12 protein-coding genes are annotated in these 17,421 nt (G+C 71.2%); 8 read left to right on the plus strand and 4 right to left on the minus strand.

Annotation, left to right across the window (positions count from 1 at the left end; all coding sequences use genetic code 11):
* Positions 1-2,013: DUF4012 domain-containing protein (locus NBZ83_RS12960; protein ID WP_438803309.1), on the plus strand; the 2,013-nt coding region annotated here is incomplete at its 5' end.
* Between the two features lie 98 nt (positions 2,014-2,111).
* On the plus strand, positions 2,112-2,804 hold the full coding sequence (locus NBZ83_RS12965) for a hypothetical protein (RefSeq protein ID WP_261568401.1): 693 nt from the start codon (positions 2,112-2,114) through the stop codon (positions 2,802-2,804).
* Positions 2,805-2,891: 87 nt separating this feature from the next.
* Here NBZ83_RS12965 and NBZ83_RS12970 read toward each other — a convergent pair whose 3' ends face one another.
* The 4 genes from NBZ83_RS12970 to NBZ83_RS12985 all read right to left on the minus strand — a co-directional run bounded on the left by NBZ83_RS12970 (position 2,892) and on the right by NBZ83_RS12985 (position 7,938).
* Positions 2,892-4,181 carry an NAD(P)/FAD-dependent oxidoreductase gene (locus NBZ83_RS12970; protein ID WP_261568400.1) on the minus strand — a complete coding sequence of 430 codons (1,290 nt, stop codon included), beginning with the start codon at positions 4,179-4,181 and terminating at the stop codon, positions 2,892-2,894.
* Positions 4,182-4,461: 280 nt separating this feature from the next.
* Positions 4,462-5,208 carry a succinate dehydrogenase/fumarate reductase iron-sulfur subunit gene (locus NBZ83_RS12975; RefSeq protein ID WP_261568399.1) on the minus strand — a complete coding sequence of 249 codons (747 nt, stop codon included), beginning with the start codon at positions 5,206-5,208 and terminating at the stop codon, positions 4,462-4,464.
* 109 nt (positions 5,209-5,317) lie between these two features.
* The gene (locus NBZ83_RS12980) at positions 5,318-7,255 is read right to left on the minus strand and encodes a fumarate reductase/succinate dehydrogenase flavoprotein subunit (protein ID WP_261568398.1); all 1,938 of its coding nucleotides are present in this window, start codon (positions 7,253-7,255) and stop codon (positions 5,318-5,320) included.
* Between the two features lie 17 nt (positions 7,256-7,272).
* Entirely contained in the window at positions 7,273-7,938 is a 666-nt protein-coding gene (locus NBZ83_RS12985; protein ID WP_261568403.1) for a succinate dehydrogenase cytochrome b subunit, read from the minus strand.
* Positions 7,939-8,105: 167 nt separating this feature from the next.
* Between NBZ83_RS12985 and NBZ83_RS12990 the strand changes: the two genes are divergently transcribed.
* From NBZ83_RS12990 to NBZ83_RS13015, 6 genes are all read left to right on the plus strand, one after another.
* A complete protein-coding gene (locus NBZ83_RS12990) occupies positions 8,106-9,254 on the plus strand; it encodes a LysR family transcriptional regulator (RefSeq protein ID WP_261568397.1) in 1,149 nt (382 codons plus the stop codon).
* 1,022 nt (positions 9,255-10,276) lie between these two features.
* Positions 10,277-12,577: an FUSC family protein gene (locus tag NBZ83_RS33330; protein ID WP_261575015.1), complete on the plus strand. Its 2,301-nt coding sequence runs from the start codon at positions 10,277-10,279 to the stop codon at positions 12,575-12,577.
* A 482-nt stretch (positions 12,578-13,059) separates the two neighbouring features.
* Complete coding sequence (modA, locus tag NBZ83_RS13000) at positions 13,060-13,800, plus strand: molybdate ABC transporter substrate-binding protein (protein WP_261568396.1); 741 nt, start codon at positions 13,060-13,062, stop codon at positions 13,798-13,800.
* Positions 13,801-13,874: 74 nt separating this feature from the next.
* Positions 13,875-14,648 carry an ABC transporter permease gene (locus NBZ83_RS13005; RefSeq protein WP_261575016.1) on the plus strand — a complete coding sequence of 258 codons (774 nt, stop codon included), beginning with the start codon at positions 13,875-13,877 and terminating at the stop codon, positions 14,646-14,648.
* The gene (locus NBZ83_RS13010) at positions 14,645-15,925 is read left to right on the plus strand and encodes an ABC transporter ATP-binding protein (RefSeq protein WP_261575017.1); all 1,281 of its coding nucleotides are present in this window, start codon (positions 14,645-14,647) and stop codon (positions 15,923-15,925) included. Before NBZ83_RS13005 ends, NBZ83_RS13010 begins: the two co-directional genes overlap by 4 nt.
* 153 nt (positions 15,926-16,078) lie before the next feature.
* Positions 16,079-17,413 carry an alkaline phosphatase PhoX gene (locus tag NBZ83_RS13015; RefSeq protein WP_261568393.1) on the plus strand — a complete coding sequence of 445 codons (1,335 nt, stop codon included), beginning with the start codon at positions 16,079-16,081 and terminating at the stop codon, positions 17,411-17,413.
* The last annotated feature ends 8 nt before the right edge of the window (positions 17,414-17,421 follow it).

Genomic DNA, 17,421 nt, shown 5'->3' on the forward strand with positions numbered 1-17,421 from the left:
GCCGAAGCAGCCGTACCCGCCGAAGCAGCCGTACCCGCCGAAGCAGCCGTACCCGCCGAAGCAGCCGTACCCGCCGAGACAGGTGTGGCCGGCGAGATAGGTGTGGCCGGCGAGATCGGTGCGAGCGGTGTGACGGATGCGGCCGGGGAGCGGGCCGCGGCCAGCGTGGACGGGGGGCAGCCCGCGGGCGGGGCTGAGGCGTCCCGCCGACGCGGTGGGTGGGCCCGCTGGACGGTCGGCGGCCTTGCGATCGTGTTCGCCGTGATCGTGGGCCTCGCCGGCTGGGTGGCCGTCCGTGGCCTGATGGCTCGCTCGCAGCTCGACGATGCTCGCACGCGCATCGCGGCGCTGCAGCATCAGGTGCAGGCCGGGGACATCCCGGCCGAGGGGGAGCTGCGGGCGCAGGTGGCGGGTATCGCCGAGCGGGCCCGGGCCGCCCGGTCGCTCACCGGCGACCCCGTGTGGTCGGCGTTCGGTCGGGTGCCGTGGGCCGGGTGCCCGCTGCGCTCGGCGGCGGCGCTCGTGCGGGCCGTCGACGCGATGGCAGGCGCCGGGCTGCCCGCCGTCGCGGATCTCGGCGCTGACCTGAACCCGGAGCGGCTGCGCCATCAGATGACGATCAACGTCACCGCGCTGGCGGCGGCCCGCATCCCGGCCGAGCGGGCCGCAGCGGCACTGTCGGCGTTGCAGGCGGCCGCCGAAGGCACCGGGACCTGCGGCTGGCCGGGGCGGGTCAGCGGCGTCGACGACGCCCGTGCCGAGATGATCGACCGCGGCCGGTCCCTGTCCGGGGCGTTGGACAGCGTGGCCCTGGCGGCCCGGATCGGGCCGGAGATGCTCGGCGCCTCCCAGCAGCGGCGTTACCTGCTGATCGTCCAGAACCCCGCCGAGTCCCGGGCGAACGGCGGGATCATCGGCGGTTTCGGGCTGCTGACCGCGGATCGGGGGCGGCTGTCCCTCGCAGGCATCTCCGGCAATGGCGCGCTGCCCGGCGGCCCCACCCAGCAGACCCCGGCCACCCCGCTGCAGGGCCCGTTCGCGGCGCGTTACGGCTCGTTCTGGCCGGACCGGGTGTGGGCCAACGCCAACCTGACGCCCGACTACCCCACGACCGGCAAGCTCTACTCCCATCTCTACCAGGCCGGAACCGGCATTGATGTGGACGGCACCATCAGCGTCGACCCGACGACGCTGTCCTATCTGCTGGCGGCAAGCCGGCCCGCGGTGCTGCCGGGCGGCCAGGTCGTCAGCGCGGCGAACCTGGTCGACCTCGTCGAGTCCAAGGTGTACGCCCGCATTCCGACGGTGGCAGCCCGGGACCGTTACTTCGCCGAGGTGGGTCAGGCTGTCTATGCGGCGGTGGAATCGGGCGGCGGGGACATGGCGAAGCTTCTCACCGCCATGTCCAGGGCGGCCGAAGAGGGTCGGCTCACTGTGTCCAGTAACCACGCCGACGAGCAGGACGTTCTTTCGACGACCGCGCTGGGTGGCGCGCTGCCGGCGGGACCAGGTCCCTTTCTCGCCGTTGTCACGCAGAATGCCACGGCGAGCAAGCTCGACTACTGGCTACGCCGCCGGACCAGCTATCACGTGCAGCGCCTGCCGAACGGCGCCGGCGCGGTCACAATCGCCATCCAACTCACCAACGCGGCCCCCGACGGCCTGCCGCGGTACGTCCGCAACCGGGGCGATCTCCGAAGTTCCCCGGGCAACCCGCAGGCCCAGAACAACGTGTGGCTGTCGGTGTACACGGGTCGGGACAGCCTGTTCGCGGGGGCGCATCTCGACGGTCAGCCGGTCGGGATGACCAGTGGTTCCGAGGACGGGTTGCCCATCGTCTCCACCTACCTGACCGTCGACCGCGGCCAGACCAGGACCCTGGAGCTCAAGGTGCTGGAGCCGCAGGCGGGCCCCGCGCTCGCAGTCCGTCCCCAGCCGCTGCCGGTTCCCGAGCGTCTCGACGTCGAGGGGGTGCCGGTCACCTCCCCTTGGTCACGCAGAGTCAGGGGCTGACTGTGGAAGGTTGTAGACACGGAGAGTAATCATCAATACTCTCCGTGTAGTCAATCGTCCAACTGCTTGACCTGATGATCCGCAGGGAGAGTGCCTGTATGAAGTTCCGATCCCTCGGAGTCGCGCTGGTGGCAGGCGGCGGCATGGCGCTCGCCGCCCTGCCGGCTTCGCCAGCCGCGGCGTTCGACAAGCCCATCTTCGGCCGCGACGGCTGCTTCGGCGGCCAGGACGGCTTCGGCGGCCAGGACGGCAAGGGCGGCGGTGAGGGCAAGGACGGCTTCGACAACGGTCTGAACAACGGCTGGGACAACGGCGAGCTGCCGCAGGCCGACGAGCGGAGCGGCAAGGACGGCGGTGAGGGCCAGGACGGCTTCGGCGGCCAGGACGGCTTCGGCGGCCAGGACGGCAAGGACGGCCGTGAGGGCAAGGACGGCTGGAACGGCGGTGACGGCAAGGACGGCTGGAACGGCGGTAACGGCGGTAACACCAAGGACGGCAAGGACGGGGACTGGTTCGACGACAAGGACGACAAGGACGGCGACAAGCGGGACGGTGCCCCGTGCTTCGTCGGCGGTGCCCCCGGAGTGGGCGTGGTCGGGGCGGGCGTCGGCGGCGGCGGCGGCGTCGGTGCGGGTGCCGCGGCGCCCGTCGGCGGAGCGTTGCCCTTCACCGGGGTCGAGACCGGGGCCATGGCCTCGATCGCGGTGGCCCTGCTCGGTGGCGGTGCGCTGCTGCGGGTCGCGGCTCGGCGTCGCCGGGGTGCTAACGCCACCACCCGTACCGAGGCCTGATCGAGCTTGGTAACACCAGGTAGTGCGGCCGGGGCGGGGTGCGTCAACCCACCTCGGCCACACTGATACGCGTGGTGGGTTCGCCGCTCAGCGCAGCGGGTCGAAGGGGGCCAGGTCGGCTGCGGGCGTGCCGGCGACGACGGCGTCGGCGAGCAGGCGGCCGGTGACCGGGCCCAGGGTGATGCCCCACATGCCGTGGCCGCCGGCGACGAACACCCGTGGTGACGCGCTCGCGCCGATCAGCGGCAGCCCGTCTGGCGTGCAGGGGCGCGGCCCGACCCATTCATGGGTGCGGGTGTCGAGGTCGACCCCGCGCAGCAGGCCGCGGGTGGCTTCGACCACCGCGCGGGTGCGGCGCGGATCCGGCGGCGCGTCGGGGCGGCGGAACTCCATCATCCCGGCGACCCGCAGGCCGTCGCCGATGGGCGTGCAGGCTACCCGGGAGGCCGGAAAGTAGATCGGCCCGCTCGGCGGCTGTCCGGTCGTGACGTGGAAGCTGTAGCCACGGCCGGCCTGCACGGGCAGGCGGACCCCGAAGGGCCGGGCCAGCCGGGGCAGCCAGGCGCCGGTGGCGAGGACAGCGGCGTCGAACGCTCCCGCCGTCCGGGCCGGGCCGACCACTTCGACCCGGTCGCCGACCTCCCGCACGCCCGCGACGGTCGTCGTCTCGTGGACCACGCCGCCCCTGGCCCGCACGCTGTCGGCGAGGGCCGCGACGAACCGCCCCGGGTCGCAGTACCGCTGCCCGTGCACAGAGGCGACGTACCGAACCTGCTCGGACAGCAGCGGTTCCAGGTCGCGGGCGGCGAGCGGGTCGAGCACCTCGGCGTCGACCGGTTGGCCGGCGGCGCGCACCTCGGCGAGCTCGACGAGCAGCGCGTCGAGGTCGGCGCGGTCCCGGTAGCCGGCGAGGAAGGGCGCGGCGGCCAGCGTCGGCGCGCTCACTCCGCCCGCCGCGAGCTCGTCGAACGCGCCGAGAGCCGCCCGGGTCAGCGGCGCGAGCGCCCGCATGGCGCGCCGCCAGTGACTGTTCGTGCTGTGCCGGACGAATCCGGCGACGAAGCGGGCGAGCCCGGCGTCGGCGACCGGCGGCACGTATACCGGCGAGTCCGGTCGCAGCAGCACCCGCAGCCCGTAGCGCAGCACCGCCGGCTCCGGCAACGGAGTGGCGAGGCCGGGGGTGAGCCAGCCCGCGTTGCCCCACGACGAGCCGGCGCCGGCCCAGGTCGGCCCGGTGGTGAGCTGGTCCCGGTCGAAAACGGTCACCCGCACGCCGCGCTCCTGCAGGAACCAGGCCACGCACAGCCCGACCATCCCGCCGCCGATCACCGCCACCTGATCGGGAACGTCCCGCGTCCGTCTGCCCACCCTCACCATGGTCCGCCGGCGGGCACGGTAGTGCCGCGGTTCCGTCCCTTCCGCGACTTATGCCACGATTGCCACGATTACCGTGATTACCCGACATCGTCGAGTAGTGGCCACGGATCGGCCACGGAGCTGCCACACGGCCACGGAGCTGCCACGCGGCGGCGCCCCGCCGACGGGGGTTGCCGTCGACGGGGCGCGTGCCGGCTTCTTCCTGGTCCTTCCACAGGATTTTCGGTCTGATTCATCCCTGTGGAAGGACCGGGAGGTCGGACGGGTGGTGTGGCGCGGGCTACTTGCGGCCGAGGGAGGCGCGCAGGTACTCGCGGTTGAGGGTCGCGATGCTGTCCATCGGGATGCCCTTCGGGCAGGCGTTGGTGCACTCGCCGGTGTTGGTGCAGCCGCCGAAGCCCTCGGCGTCCATCGCCTCGACCAGGTTGAGCACGCGGCTCGCCCGCTCCGGCGCACCCTGCGGCAGGCTGTTGAGGTGCGCCACCTTCGCCGAGGTGAACAGCATCGCCGAGCCGTTGGGGCAGGCGGCGACGCAGGCCCCGCAGCCGATGCAGGTGGCGTTGTCGAACGCCGAGTCCGCGATCGGCTTCGGCACCGGGGTGGAGTGCGCCTCGGGGGCGCTGCCCGTCGGCGCGCTGATGTATCCGCCGGCCTGGATGATCCGGTCGAGGCCCGACCGGTCCACCATCAGGTCCTTGAGCACGCCGAACGCAACCGAGCGCCAGGGCTCGATGTCGATCACGTCGCCGTCGGAGAACGAGCGCACGTGCAGCTGGCAGGTGGTGGTCAGGGCGCGCGGCCCGTGCGCCTGGCCGTTGATGACCACACCGCAGGAGCCGCAGATGCCCTCGCGACAGTCGTGGTCGAAGGTGACCGGGTCCTCGCCTTCCAGGGTGAGCCGCTCGTTGAGCACGTCGAGCAGCTCCAGGAAGGACATGTCCGGGTTCGCGTCGGGCACCTCGTAGGCCACCATGCGGCCGGGTTCGGCCGGGCCGGCCTGGCGCCAGATCCGCAGGGTGAGCTTCACGGTCGGCTCCTTGCGCTGTCTGCGCTGTCGTGGTTCTTCGGGAGCGCGCGGGTCATGGGTTGCGCGTTGATCATTCGTGTTCCGTGACTCATGGTTGTCCGACCCCGCCTCACGCGTAGTTGCGCTGGGCGAGGTGGACGTAGTCGAACTCGAGCGGCTCGCGGTGCAGGACCGGGGTGCCTCCGGTACCGCCGAACTCCCAGGCGGCGGCGTAGGCGAACCGGTCGTCGTCGCGGCGGGCCTCCCCGTCCGGGGTCTGGCTCTCGACCCGGAAGTGACCGCCGCAGGACTCCTCGCGGTGCAGCGCGTCGACGCACAGCAGCTCGCCGAGCTCCAGGAAGTCCGACACCCGGTTGGCCCGCTCGAGGCTCTGGTTCAGGCTGGCGCCGCTGCCGGGCACCTTCACCGAACGCCAGAACTCCTCGCGCAGCTCGGGCAGGCGACCGAGCGCCTTGCGCAGGCCGTCCTCGGTGCGAGCCATCCCGCACTCGTTCCAGAGGATCTCGCCGAGCTCGCGGTGGAACGAGTCGACGGTGCGCTCGCCATCGATCGACAGCAGCCGGTCCAGCCGGCCCGTCGCCTCGGCGACCGTCGCGGTCACCTCCGGGTGGCTGGCGTCGACCTTGTCGAGCTTGGTGGAGGCGATGTAGTTGCCGAGCATCGGCGGCAGCACGAAGTAGCCGTCGGCCAGGCCCTGCATCAGCGCGCTCGCGCCGAGCCGGTTGGCGCCGTGGTCGGAGAAGTTCGCCTCACCGACGACGAAACAGCCCGGAATGGTGCTCTGCAGGTCGTAGTCCACCCACAGGCCACCCATCGTGTAGTGGATGGCGGGGTAGATCCGCATCGGGACCTTGTACGGGTCCTCGCCGGTGATCCGGTCGTACATCTCGAACAGGTTGCCGTACTTCTCGCGGACGGCGGCCTCGCCCATCCGCTTGATCGCGTCGGCGAAGTCGAGGTAGACGCCCAGGCCGCCGGGGCCGACCCCGCGGCCCAGGTCGCACTGGTTCTTCGCCGCGCGCGAGGCGATGTCGCGGGGGACCAGGTTGCCGAAGCCGGGGTAGATGCGCTCGAGGTAGTAGTCGCGATCGTCCTCGGGGATCTGGTCCGGGGAACGGGTGTCGCCCGGGTTCTTCGGCACCCAGATTCGGCCGTCGTTGCGCAGCGACTCGCTCATCAGGGTGAGCTTGGACTGGTGGTCGCCCGAACGCGGGATGCAGGTCGGGTGGATCTGCGTGTAGCACGGGTTGGCGAAGTAGGCCCCGCGCCGGTGGGCCCGCCAGATCGCGCTCGCGTTGGAGTTCTTCGCGTTCGTCGACAGGTAGAACACGTTGCCGTACCCACCGGTGGCGAGGACGACCGCGTCGGCCAGGTAGGTCGAGATCTCGCCGGTGACCAGGTCGCGGGCGACGATGCCGCGGGCGCGGCCGTCGATGACGATCAGGTCGAGCATCTCGGTGCGCGCGTGCATCTCCACGCCGCCGGCGTCGATCTGCCGCGACAGCGCCTGGTAGGCACCGATCAGCAGCTGCTGGCCCGTCTGGCCGCGGGCGTAGAAGGTGCGCGCGACCTGCACGCCACCGAACGACCGGGTGTCGAGCAGGCCGCCGTACTCGCGGGCGAACGGCACGCCCTGCGCCACGCACTGGTCGATGATCTGGGTCGACGTCTGCGCGAGCCGGTAGACATTGGACTCCCGGGACCGGAAGTCGCCGCCCTTCACCGTGTCGTAGAACAGCCGGTAGACCGAGTCGCCGTCGTTGCGGTAGTTCTTCGCGGCGTTGATGCCACCCTGCGCGGCGATGGAGTGCGCGCGGCGCGGCGAGTCCTGGTAGCAGAACTGGATGACGTGGTAACCCTGCTCGGCGAGGGTGGCCCCGGCGGCTCCGCCGGCCAGGCCCGTCCCGACGACGATCACGGTGTGTCGCCGGCGGTTTGCCGGGTTGACCAGCTTGGCATCGAAGCGGCGCTTGTCCCAGCGCTGTTCGATCGGCACGTCCGGCGCGGTGGTGTCGGCGATATCGTCGCCGAGTCTGTAGAACGACATGTCAGCCTCTTTCGTTCTCAGTCTACGAGGCCGGCGAGGACCGACACCGGAACGATCAGGAATCCCACCGTGAGAAGCACGGCGAGACCCGTCGCCGCGCCCTTGAAGGCACGGTCGCGGCTCGGCCGGTTGTACCCGAGGGTCTGGGCCGCGCTCCAGAAGCCGTGCTGGATGTGCAGGCCCAGGCAGATCATGGCGGCGATGTAGATGGCGGTGACCCACCACACGCTGAAACTCGACACGATGTTGTCGTAGGCGGCGCCGTCGACTCCGTGGCGGTTCAGTGTGAGCGTGGTGAAGTCGAGGATGTGGTAAACGATGAACAGTGCCAGAGTGATGCCGCCGTAACGCATGATGTGCGTGGCGTAGCCGGCCTTGGCCCGTTGGTGGTGGGAGTATTTCGTCGGCCGGGCCTTCAGATCACGTCGGCTGAGCTGGTAGGCCGATACGGCGTGTAGCACCACGGCCACCACCAGGACGAACCGCTGGATCCACAGATACCAGCTTTCGTGCAGGACCGGATTCCCGATCGTGCGCAGCCAGTGGGCATAGTGGTCGAAGTCGGTTCGGCCGAAGAAGATCTTCAGGTTCCCGAGCATATGGACGATCAGGAACAGCAACATCAGCAGACCGGTGACCGCCATCACGGTCTTCTTGCCGATCGTAGAACGCCAGAAGTTCAACGGGGCGAAGGAGGACCGCGCGGGGCGCGGGGGGCGTCCAGCGGGCGCCGGTCGCGTCGGGGTTGTTACAGCCACGCACGCACCCTAGAGCCGCCACCTCGAGTGGTCCAAGACATGATAAACCTGGACTCCATAGTCGCCCCCTATCGAGGTCTACGCTGGCGGGCGTGCAGCTCCACCAGCTCGCCTATTTCGTCGCCGTCGCGGAGACCCGGCATTTCACCCGGGCCGCGCAGCGGATGCATGTGGCGCAACCCTCGTTGTCCCAACAGGTCCGGGCGCTCGAACAGGAGCTCGGCACACCACTGTTTAACCGCGCCCGGGGCAACATCAGCCTGACCGCGGCCGGGGAGACGCTGCTGCCGCTGGCGCGGCGCATCCTCGCGGACACGGAGACGGCGCGTCAACGGGTCACCGAGCTGCTCGACCTGCGCCACGGCACGGTTCGCCTCGGGGCCACGCCGAGCCTGTGCACCGGCTTCCTGCCCGACGTGCTACGCCTGTTCCACCAGCGTTATCCGGGCATCCGCCTGCTGGTCGAGGAGGGCGGCTCGCGTGACCTGGTCCGCGACCTGGCAGGCGGCGAGCTCGACCTCGCCCTGATCATCCTGCCGCTGCAGAGCTCCGACCCCGCCCTGGCCACCTCGCCGCTCATCCGGGAAAGCCTGGTGCTGGTCTCCTCCCTCGACGAGCCGCCGGTCGTCACCGGCCGCTCGCTGAATGTCGCCGATCTGCGCAACCATCCGCTGGTGATGTTCCGGCGCGGGTACGACCTGCGCGTCGCCACCGTGACCGCCTGCCGGGAGGTCGGCTTCGAGCCGACCTTCGCGATCGAGGGCGGGGAGATGGATGCGGTGCTTGGCTTCGTCGCGGCGGGACTCGGCAGCGCCGTGATTCCGAGCATGGTCGCCCGTCGCCTCGGCATGCGGGTGACCCCTTTTGTGGCACCCGGGCTGCAACGCACGATCGGGCTGGCACGGCGCCGCGACGTCGAGCCGACCCGCGCCGCCGTCGAGCTCCAGCGCACCCTGTGGGAGTACCTGCGCCACGCGGCCAGCACCGGCAGTCTCCCCGACGGCACCCGCCTGCTCGGCGATCGCTCCGCCGCCACCGTGCCCATGGATCCGGACTCGCAACCCATGGACCCGGAGCAGCAACCCTCGGACCCGGAGCAGGAACTCTCGGCCGCGGTGCGGCACCTGGCGACCGGCGGGCAGGAGCTGTCGGTCGGGGGAGAGGGCCCATCGGCCGGATACCGGGGACCTTTGTCGTTCAACGAGAACAACGGGCTGGGCCGGTCGCGGAAACTACCGTGATCCGGGAAACGGTTGGTCGGAAAACGACGCCGTGCACCTTTTCGTCGACGCCGACACCGGCGGCGATCCTGGAATTTGGCGCGGCAGGGATTTCAGGGAGTGGCGAGAATCACCGAGTCGGCATACCTGGCCGGCGTACCGGATCGGTCCACGTCTGGCCACTTGGCTTGCTCACGGAGAGCTGTTCTCCGGAGGCGATACCTGCCTGGTCGGCCGGAGCCTCGGTCTTGGCGTCGCCGGCGGATGGCGGTCGGCGGCCCGCCAGGCGGCGGATGGGTTGGCATGGCGCCGCGGGGCGTCACGCCCCGTGGCGACTCGGGCTCGCGGCTCGGAGGCCACCGCTCTGACCTGTGGTAATGTCCCGCCACCCTGATGACCGGTTGATCATATCCTCGTACTGGGGGAGAGCGGGTTTGCTGGATCGGTCGGGTGGTCCCGGTCCCGGGACGCTGTGGCGGGCACCCCGCGGACCGCGACAGGATCCGGTTGCTCGGCCGGGCACGCCGTGACGGAGAGTTCGGACCCAGTCCGGCCGCCGCTCTCGCCACCGGGACGGGCGGCGGGCGCGGGCCGGCCGGCGGCGGACCGTTCGTGCGGGTAGTCGCGTTTCGCCCAGCCGCATTTAGCGGCCCGAAGGGCTCTCGGGGAAATCCCCTATTCCCCCGCTCCCTGTCACGTCCCCCACATGCGGAACAGACCTTCCGCTCGCGGAATGCTTGCTAGCATACAAATATGCTGCGCATCGGATAGTCATGTGCGTGGATCGCCGCGAGGGTTGCCGGCCGGGCCGAGTTCATCGCCCGCTCGGGCGCGGTCTCGACGACCGAAGTCGTTCGCCGGGCGATGCCGCCTCCTGGGGGCAGCGAGCCATCCGATGTTGCGTCCATCTGACCGATCCAGTCCTTGACCAGGGCGGATCGCGACCCCGTTGGAGGTATGCGTTGAGCGTGGCCGAAGTCCAGCTCGAAGTCGCCACCCCAGCTACGCCGGCCCGTGCGGCGGAGCGGTTCCGCAGGGGGTGGGTGGATCGCTTTCTTGGTTCGGACCCCGGTCTGAACCGGTTCCGGATGGCGCTGCACTGCGTCGTGACGATCGCGCTGATCCTGCTGGTCGAATACCTGTTCGTCCGGGCCACCCACGCGATGCAGGTCCAGACCCACGGTGCGTCGCTGCCCGCCGCGAAGGCGGCCGAGGTGGCGACGATCAACCACTACATGCAGGTCATCGCCATGATGGTGGGGGCGCTGATCGGGCTGATCTCGGTCTTCGGGGTGGCGGATCCGACACCGCGGGGCCAGCTGGTGACGATGCTCCTGCTGCCGGTCCCCATGATCCCGATGCTTGTGCTCGGCATCAGCATCGCCGATCATCGGACGATCTCGCTGATCGTCATCGCCGCGTCCCTGGCGGTCGGCACCTACTGCCGGCGGTTCGGCCTGCGCGGGTTCATCGGCGGCATGTTGCTGTTCATGGGCGCCTTCCTGGGGTTCTTCCTCGGGGCGGCGGTGTCGCTGGATGATCTCGGCTGGCTGTGCGCCGAGATCGGGGTGGGGCTGGCGGTGGCCCTCGCCGTCCGCTTCGGGCTGTTCTTTCCGCGTCCCGCGAAGGACCTGCGGCGGACCCAGCGCTCCTACGCCGCCCGTGCCCGCAAGGTCGCAAAGCTGGCCCTGGAGCTGTTCGACGATCCCGATCACAGCGAACGGCAGGAGCAGCGTCTGCACCGGCAGCTGGTCCGGCTCAACGAGGCCGCCCTGATGATCGACGCGCAGCTCGGCGATCCGGCCGCGGTGGCGGAGGGGTCCTCGGGTCAGCTGCTGCACCAGCGCCTGTTCGACGTCGAGCTGGCCCTGACCAACGTGGCCCGGTTCGCCCAGGCGATGACCCGGCTCGACCTTCCCGCCGACCAGCTCGCCGAGGCCCGCGGGGCCCTGCAGGGTCTTCTCGGCCGCGACAACGAGACGGCCAACACCCACGCGCGCGCTCTGATCGAGCTGCTACGGGCGGTGGATCACGACTCCGATCCGCTCGCCGGCAGCAGTGACCGCACCGCGATCGTCGTCGCGCACCGGTTCGCCGGGTCGGTGCTCGCGCTGACCGAGGCGATGAGCCAGTGGCTCGCCCTGGGCTCGGCGAAGACCGAGGACGGGGCGGCGAGGGTGTTCCAACCGTCGGTGATGCTCTTCGGCGGCTGGCTGCCCGGGTCCGCGGTGACCAGTGCCACGGCCTCGCTGGAGCGGGGCGTCCACTCGGGCGGACGCATCCGGCTTGCGCCCCACGTCCGCGCGGCGATCCAGATGGCGGTGGCGGTCTCGGCGGCGATCGCGCTCGGCGACCTGCTGTCGGGTCGGCGGTTCTACTGGGCGGTGATCGCCGCGTTCATCACCTTCATGGGGGCGAACAACTCCGGCGAGCAGGTCCGCAAGGCGTTCTTCCGAGTGGTCGGCACGCTGGTCGGCATCCTGATCGGCTCGGTGCTCGCGCACGCCGTCGGCCACAACACGGCGCTCTCGCTCGCGATCATCTTCATTTCGTTGTTCTTCGGCTTCTACCTGATGCGGATCAACTACGCCTTCATGGTCGTCGGGATCACCGTGATGGTCTCCCAGCTCTACGTCCAGCTCGACGAGTTCTCCAACTCGCTGCTGCGACTGCGACTGGAGGAGACCGCGCTGGGCGCCGGGGTCGCCATCGCGACCGTCATGGTGGTGTTCCCGCTGCGCACCCGGCGGGTCCTGCGGATCGCCGTGCGAGGCTATGTGGAGGCGGTGGCGAACCTCGTCGAGCACGCCAGCGCCCGCCTCGTGGCCGACCCGGCCGTCGGAGACCCGGCCGTCGGAGACCCGGCGAGCGGCGAGACCGTCCTGCGGGCCGACGCCCGCGCCATCGACGCCGCCTACCAGAGCCTGGTTGCCACCGCCCTGCCGATGCGGCGCAACGTGACGGGCGGGATCGACGAGTCCGTCGGGGAGCTCATGCGCCTGGCCAGCGCGTCGCGCAGCTACAGCCGAAACCTCGTCCACGACGTCGATCGGGCCACCCCGCTCGACCTCGGCAGCCGGCGCGAGATCAAGGGGGCCAGCGCGACTCTGCACGAATCCCTGGACGTCATCGCCGCCGCGCTGAACGGCCCGCGCGACACGACCTACACCCGGTCCTCGGCGCTGTTCGACCGGGCCGAACGCCGCAGTGAGGAGCTGGCCGGCGCCGTCCACGACGGGCAGCTCGCCATCCGCGACCTCAAGCTCATCGACGGCAGCATGGCCCGACTCGCCGAGACGATGTCCCTGCGCATCGCCGACTACGACACCGTCGGCGTCGGCTGACCCCGCCCCGCTCCTGCGGTCCCGGCCCGGCGGCATCGACCGCCGGCCCGGGACCGGCCCGGGTAGGGGGTGACCTCGGCCGCCGGATCGGAGTCGTTGCCGGCCGGCGTGACCAGGAGCGTTCTCGTAGTTACAGCCAGCGCGTGGTTCGGTCGGTTGAACGCGCACTGACGTGTCCGTACGTGTCGATCTTCGGCGCGCGGACCGCTGACCCCTGGCGGCGACGCACATGAGCGTCAGGATGCGATGGATATGCCGTACCTGCGGGTTAAGGCCGCGTTTTTCGCCGTATTTTCGGAGAAATCGTTGCGCCTCTCGCCAGGCATCGGTATGTATAGCCCATGACAGTCCGGGGGATCCTTCGCAGATCGGCGCCGCTCCTCGCCTCGGGTTCGGCGCTCGCTCTGGTCCTGACCGCATGCGGTTCGAGCGGTGGCTCGGACGGAGCCGAGGCGAGCACGGCTCCGTCGACGTCCCCAGCCATGGCTGCCCCCTCGGCCATGGCCTCGATGGGTGGCCACGGCATGTCCATGCCCGCCGCCAGCGCCGCGCCGGGCTCGATCATCGTGCTCGCTCCGGGCACGCTCGCCACGGCTCTCCCGCTGGTGGACAAGGCGTTCCTGAAGGCCCATCCCGAATCCCCGGTGTCACCGAACTTCGGTCACTCGCCGGCCCAGGTGATCCAGCTCCAGCAGGGTTCTCCCGGCGATGCGTTCCTCGCCGTGGGCGTCGAGTCGATGACGCAGGCCAAGAACGCCGGTCTGCTCGCCGGCGACCCGACCGTGTTCGCCCACAACCGGTTGGAGATCGTCGTCCCGGCGGGCAACAGTAAGAAGATCACCTCGCTGGCCGACCTCGGCAAGCCCGGTGTGACGACGATTCTGGGCGACGAGTCCACGCCGGTCGGCCTGTACGCGAAGCAGGCCCTGGCGAAGGCCGGGGTGACGGTGAAGCCGGCCTCGAAGGAAGAGGGCAGCCCGAGCGTGGTCCAGCGGGTGGTCACCGGGAACGCCGACGCGGGCATCGCGTTCGCCACCGACCTCAAGGGCAACTCCAAGGTCACCGGCATCGACATTCCGGACGCCGAACAGATGCCGGCGGCATACAGCGCGGCCGTGCTCAAGGGCGCGAAGCATGCGGATGCCGCCCGCGAGTTCGTTTCGTTCCTGACGACGCCGAGCGTGCAGAACCAGCTGCGGCAGCTCGGGTTCCTGATCCCCTGAGCCCGCCCCCGCCTGCCGACCCGCCGCGGCGGCCGCGCCGCCGGCGGTCGGCAGGCCGCCTGGGCGGGTTCGGGTTGCCGCTGTGGATGGTCCCGCCGGCGCTGCTCGCGGTGGCGTTCCTGGTGCTGCCGCTGGCCGGGCTGCTCGCGAATGTGCCGTGGACCGACATCTCGGCCCAGTTGCGCACCCCGGACGTCCGCAACGCGCTGTACCTGTCGCTGATCTGCCCGATCGGGGCGACCCTGCTCTCGATCGCGCTCGGGGTGCCGCTCGCCTGGCTGCTCGCCCGCGGCCGCTTCCCCGGTCGAGGGCTGGTGCGCGGGCTGGTGACCCTGCCGATGGTGCTGCCACCGGTGGTCGGCGGGGTGGCCCTGCTGTACGCGTTCGGCCGAGGCGGGCTGGTCGGCCGGTGGGGCTACCGCGAGTTCGGGATCTCGCTTCCTTACACCACTTTTGGCGTCATGGTGGCCTCGGCGTTCGTCTCGATGCCGTTTCTGATCCTGACGGTGGAGGCCGGCATCGTGCAGACGGGGGTTCGCTTCGAGGAGGCGGCGGAGACACTCGGCGCGGGGCGGCTCATGGTGCTGCGCCGCATCACGCTGCCGATGCTCAGCCCGTCGCTGATGGCGGGGGCGACCCTGTGCTGGGCCCGCGCGCTGGGCGAACTCGGCGCGACGCTCACCTTCGCCGGGAACCTGTCGGGTACCACGCAGACGACGCCGCTGGCCGTGTTCATCGCGTTACAGACCAAGCCGCAGGACGCAGTGGTGCTGAGCCTGGTGCTGTTCGTGGTGTCGCTCGCCGTCCTGCTGGTGTTGCGCGGACGCCGGATGGTCGGCCACCAGTGACCGCCGAACGGGTGACCGCCGAACGGGATGGGCACAACGGCCGGGACGGCGGTGGATCCGACGGGTCGGCGGCCGACGGCGAACCGGGCGCCGGGCTGCGCGCCCGGCTGGGCGTCAGCCGGGACGCGTTCACCCTGGACGCCGGGCTCGCGGTGGCGCCGGGAACGGTGGTCGCCGTCGTCGGACCGAACGGGGCGGGCAAGTCCACCGCCCTGCGCTGCCTGGCCGGGTTGACCCGACTGCGCACCGGCCGGATCGAGCTGCGCGGCACGGTTCTCGACGACCCGTCCACGGGCGCCTTCATCCCGCCGGCACAACGCTCCGTGGGCGTGATGTTCCAGGACTATCGGCTCTTCCCGCGGCTGTCCGTCCTGGACAACGTGGCCTTCGGCCTGCGGGCGCGGGGAATGCGACAGCGGCCGGCCGCGGACGTCGCGGCGGGCTGGCTGGAGCGGGTAGGCCTCGGCGGATACGCCGACGCCCGGCCGGAGACCCTCTCGGGCGGCCAGGCGCAGCGAGTGGCGCTGGCCCGCGCGCTCGCGCCCCGGCCGGAGCTGCTGTTGCTCGACGAGCCCTTTGCGGCGCTGGACGCCGAGTCACGCCTGGACCTGCGCGACGATCTCGCCGACCATCTGAGTTCCTACCCCGGCTGCACGGTGCTGGTGACCCACGATCCCAACGACGCCCTCGCCCTGGCCAGCCGGATCGCCGTCATCGACGGCGGCCGCGTGGTCGACGAGGGCCCGACCGCGGACGTGGTCGCCAGCCCGCGCTCGCGCTTCGTGGCGAGACTCGTCGGCACCAACCTGGTGACCGGACAGGTCGTCGGCGGCGTCGCCCACTTCGGCGACCTGCGCGTGCCGGCCCCGGCCTGCGCCGACGGGCCGGTCCTCGGCACGGTCGCCCCCGCCGCGCTGCAGCTCGGCATCACCGGGCCCGACGACCCACCCGGTCTCAGTGACCCACCCGGTCTCAACAGCGGGACGGGCGACGTCTCGACGGGACTCGGCGCCCTCGCAACGGACCGCGGCGCCCCCGCGGCGGGTCGTAACGGCCCTGCGGCTGGCGCGGGCGGGGTCTGCCGCACCGACCAGGTCCGCCGAGTCGTCCTGCACCCTGGATTCGTCCGCGTCCACCTGGCCGGCGAACCGGCGCTGATGGCAGATGTGCCGATCCACCGCAGCCTCGCGCTGGCACCGGGAACGCCGGTGCGGGTGACCATGCCACCCGGTGCGATGGTCGTCTATCCCGACGATGCCGGCCGCCGGCCGAGCTGATCTGCGCGGCGAGCTCGTCGCATGGCGGGAAATTCGCCCGGTAACGGTCGGTTGTACGTGCACTGATGTTTCCGTTCGTGTCGATCTCCGGTCACCTTCGGCTGACAGCGTTCCCTGCGGCGCCGATGGGACCGGCGCCGGAGGAGGACACGCATGGTTGTGAATCGTCGACAGCTGATGGCCGGCGCGGGGACCGCCGGTCTCGGCTTCGCGCTGGCGGGGGCGGTGGAGGCGGTCTTCGCGGGGCCCGCGACCGCCGCGGCACCGAAGGCGTTCCGCGGCTACGGGGAACTCGTCGCGGACCCGAAGAAGATCATCGATCTGCCGCCGGGTTTCCGGTACACGGTCTTCTCCCGCGCTGGCAAGGACACCCTGGACGGCGGCGGCGTGGTGCCGGGCGCGCATGACGGCATGTACGCCTTCCCCGCCGGTATCGGCCGCAGCGTGCTGGTGCGTAACCACGAGCTGTCGCCGGGCACGACCATTCCGGCGGTGCCGCACCGCCCCGGCCTCGTCTACGACCCGGCCTGCCCCGGGGGAACGACGACTGTCACCGTCGCGGGCGACCGGCTGCTCGGCCAGGTGCCAAGCCTCGCCGGCACCTACCGCAACTGCGCCGGCGGCGGCACGCCGTGGCGGACCTGGCTGTCCTGCGAGGAGACCGAGGCCACCCCGGCCACCGAGGCGGCGCTGACCAAGAAGCACGGCTACGTCTTCGAGGTCGACCCCTTCGGCCGGCTGCGCGACGCCGCGCCGGTGCCGCTGACGGCGCTGGGCCGCTTCCCGCACGAGGCGGTGGCGATCGACCCGGGCTCCGGCACCGTCTACCTCACCGAGGATGCGTCCAAGCCGTACGGGCTGCTCTACCGGTTCCTGCCGCGGCGTCCGCTCGGCGGCGCGGGCAGCCTGCGGGCCGGTGGGAAGCTCCAGGCCCTGTCGGTGCCGGCCGTGCGTGACCTGTCCGCCGTGCACGACCTGCACACCACGCTGCCGGTCACCTGGGTGGACGTGCCCGATCCGGACGCGACCACGGTGTCGGTCCGGGCCCAGTTCGAGGACGCGAAGATCACCCGGGTGCCGAAGGCAGAGGGCATCTTCTGGTCCGAGGGCACGGCGTACATCGTCTCCAGCTACGCGGAGAAGTCCGCCGGCGCGGCGGCCGACCACTCCGGGCAGGTGTGGCGGTTCGACCCGAAGCGCTCCACCCTCGAACTGGTCCTGCGCCTGGAGCCAGGCGGCCGGTTCGACGGGCCCGACAACATCACCGTCTCGCCGTTCGGCGGGATCGTGCTGTGCGAGGACGGCGACGGCGAGCAGTACCTCGTCGCCCCGTCGGCGGACGGTACCCCGTACCCGCTCGCCCGTAACGCGGGCAGCGGCAGCGAATGGGCCGGCGCCACCTTCTCCCGGGACGGCCGCTGGCTGTATGCAAACGTGCAGGTGGACGGCTTCACCGTGGCCATCACCGGGCCGTGGTGGCGGGGCTGAGTGTCGCT

Source organism: Frankia gtarii, from assembly GCF_025403375.1.
GTDB lineage: Bacteria > Actinomycetota > Actinomycetes > Frankiales > Frankiaceae > Frankia > Frankia gtarii.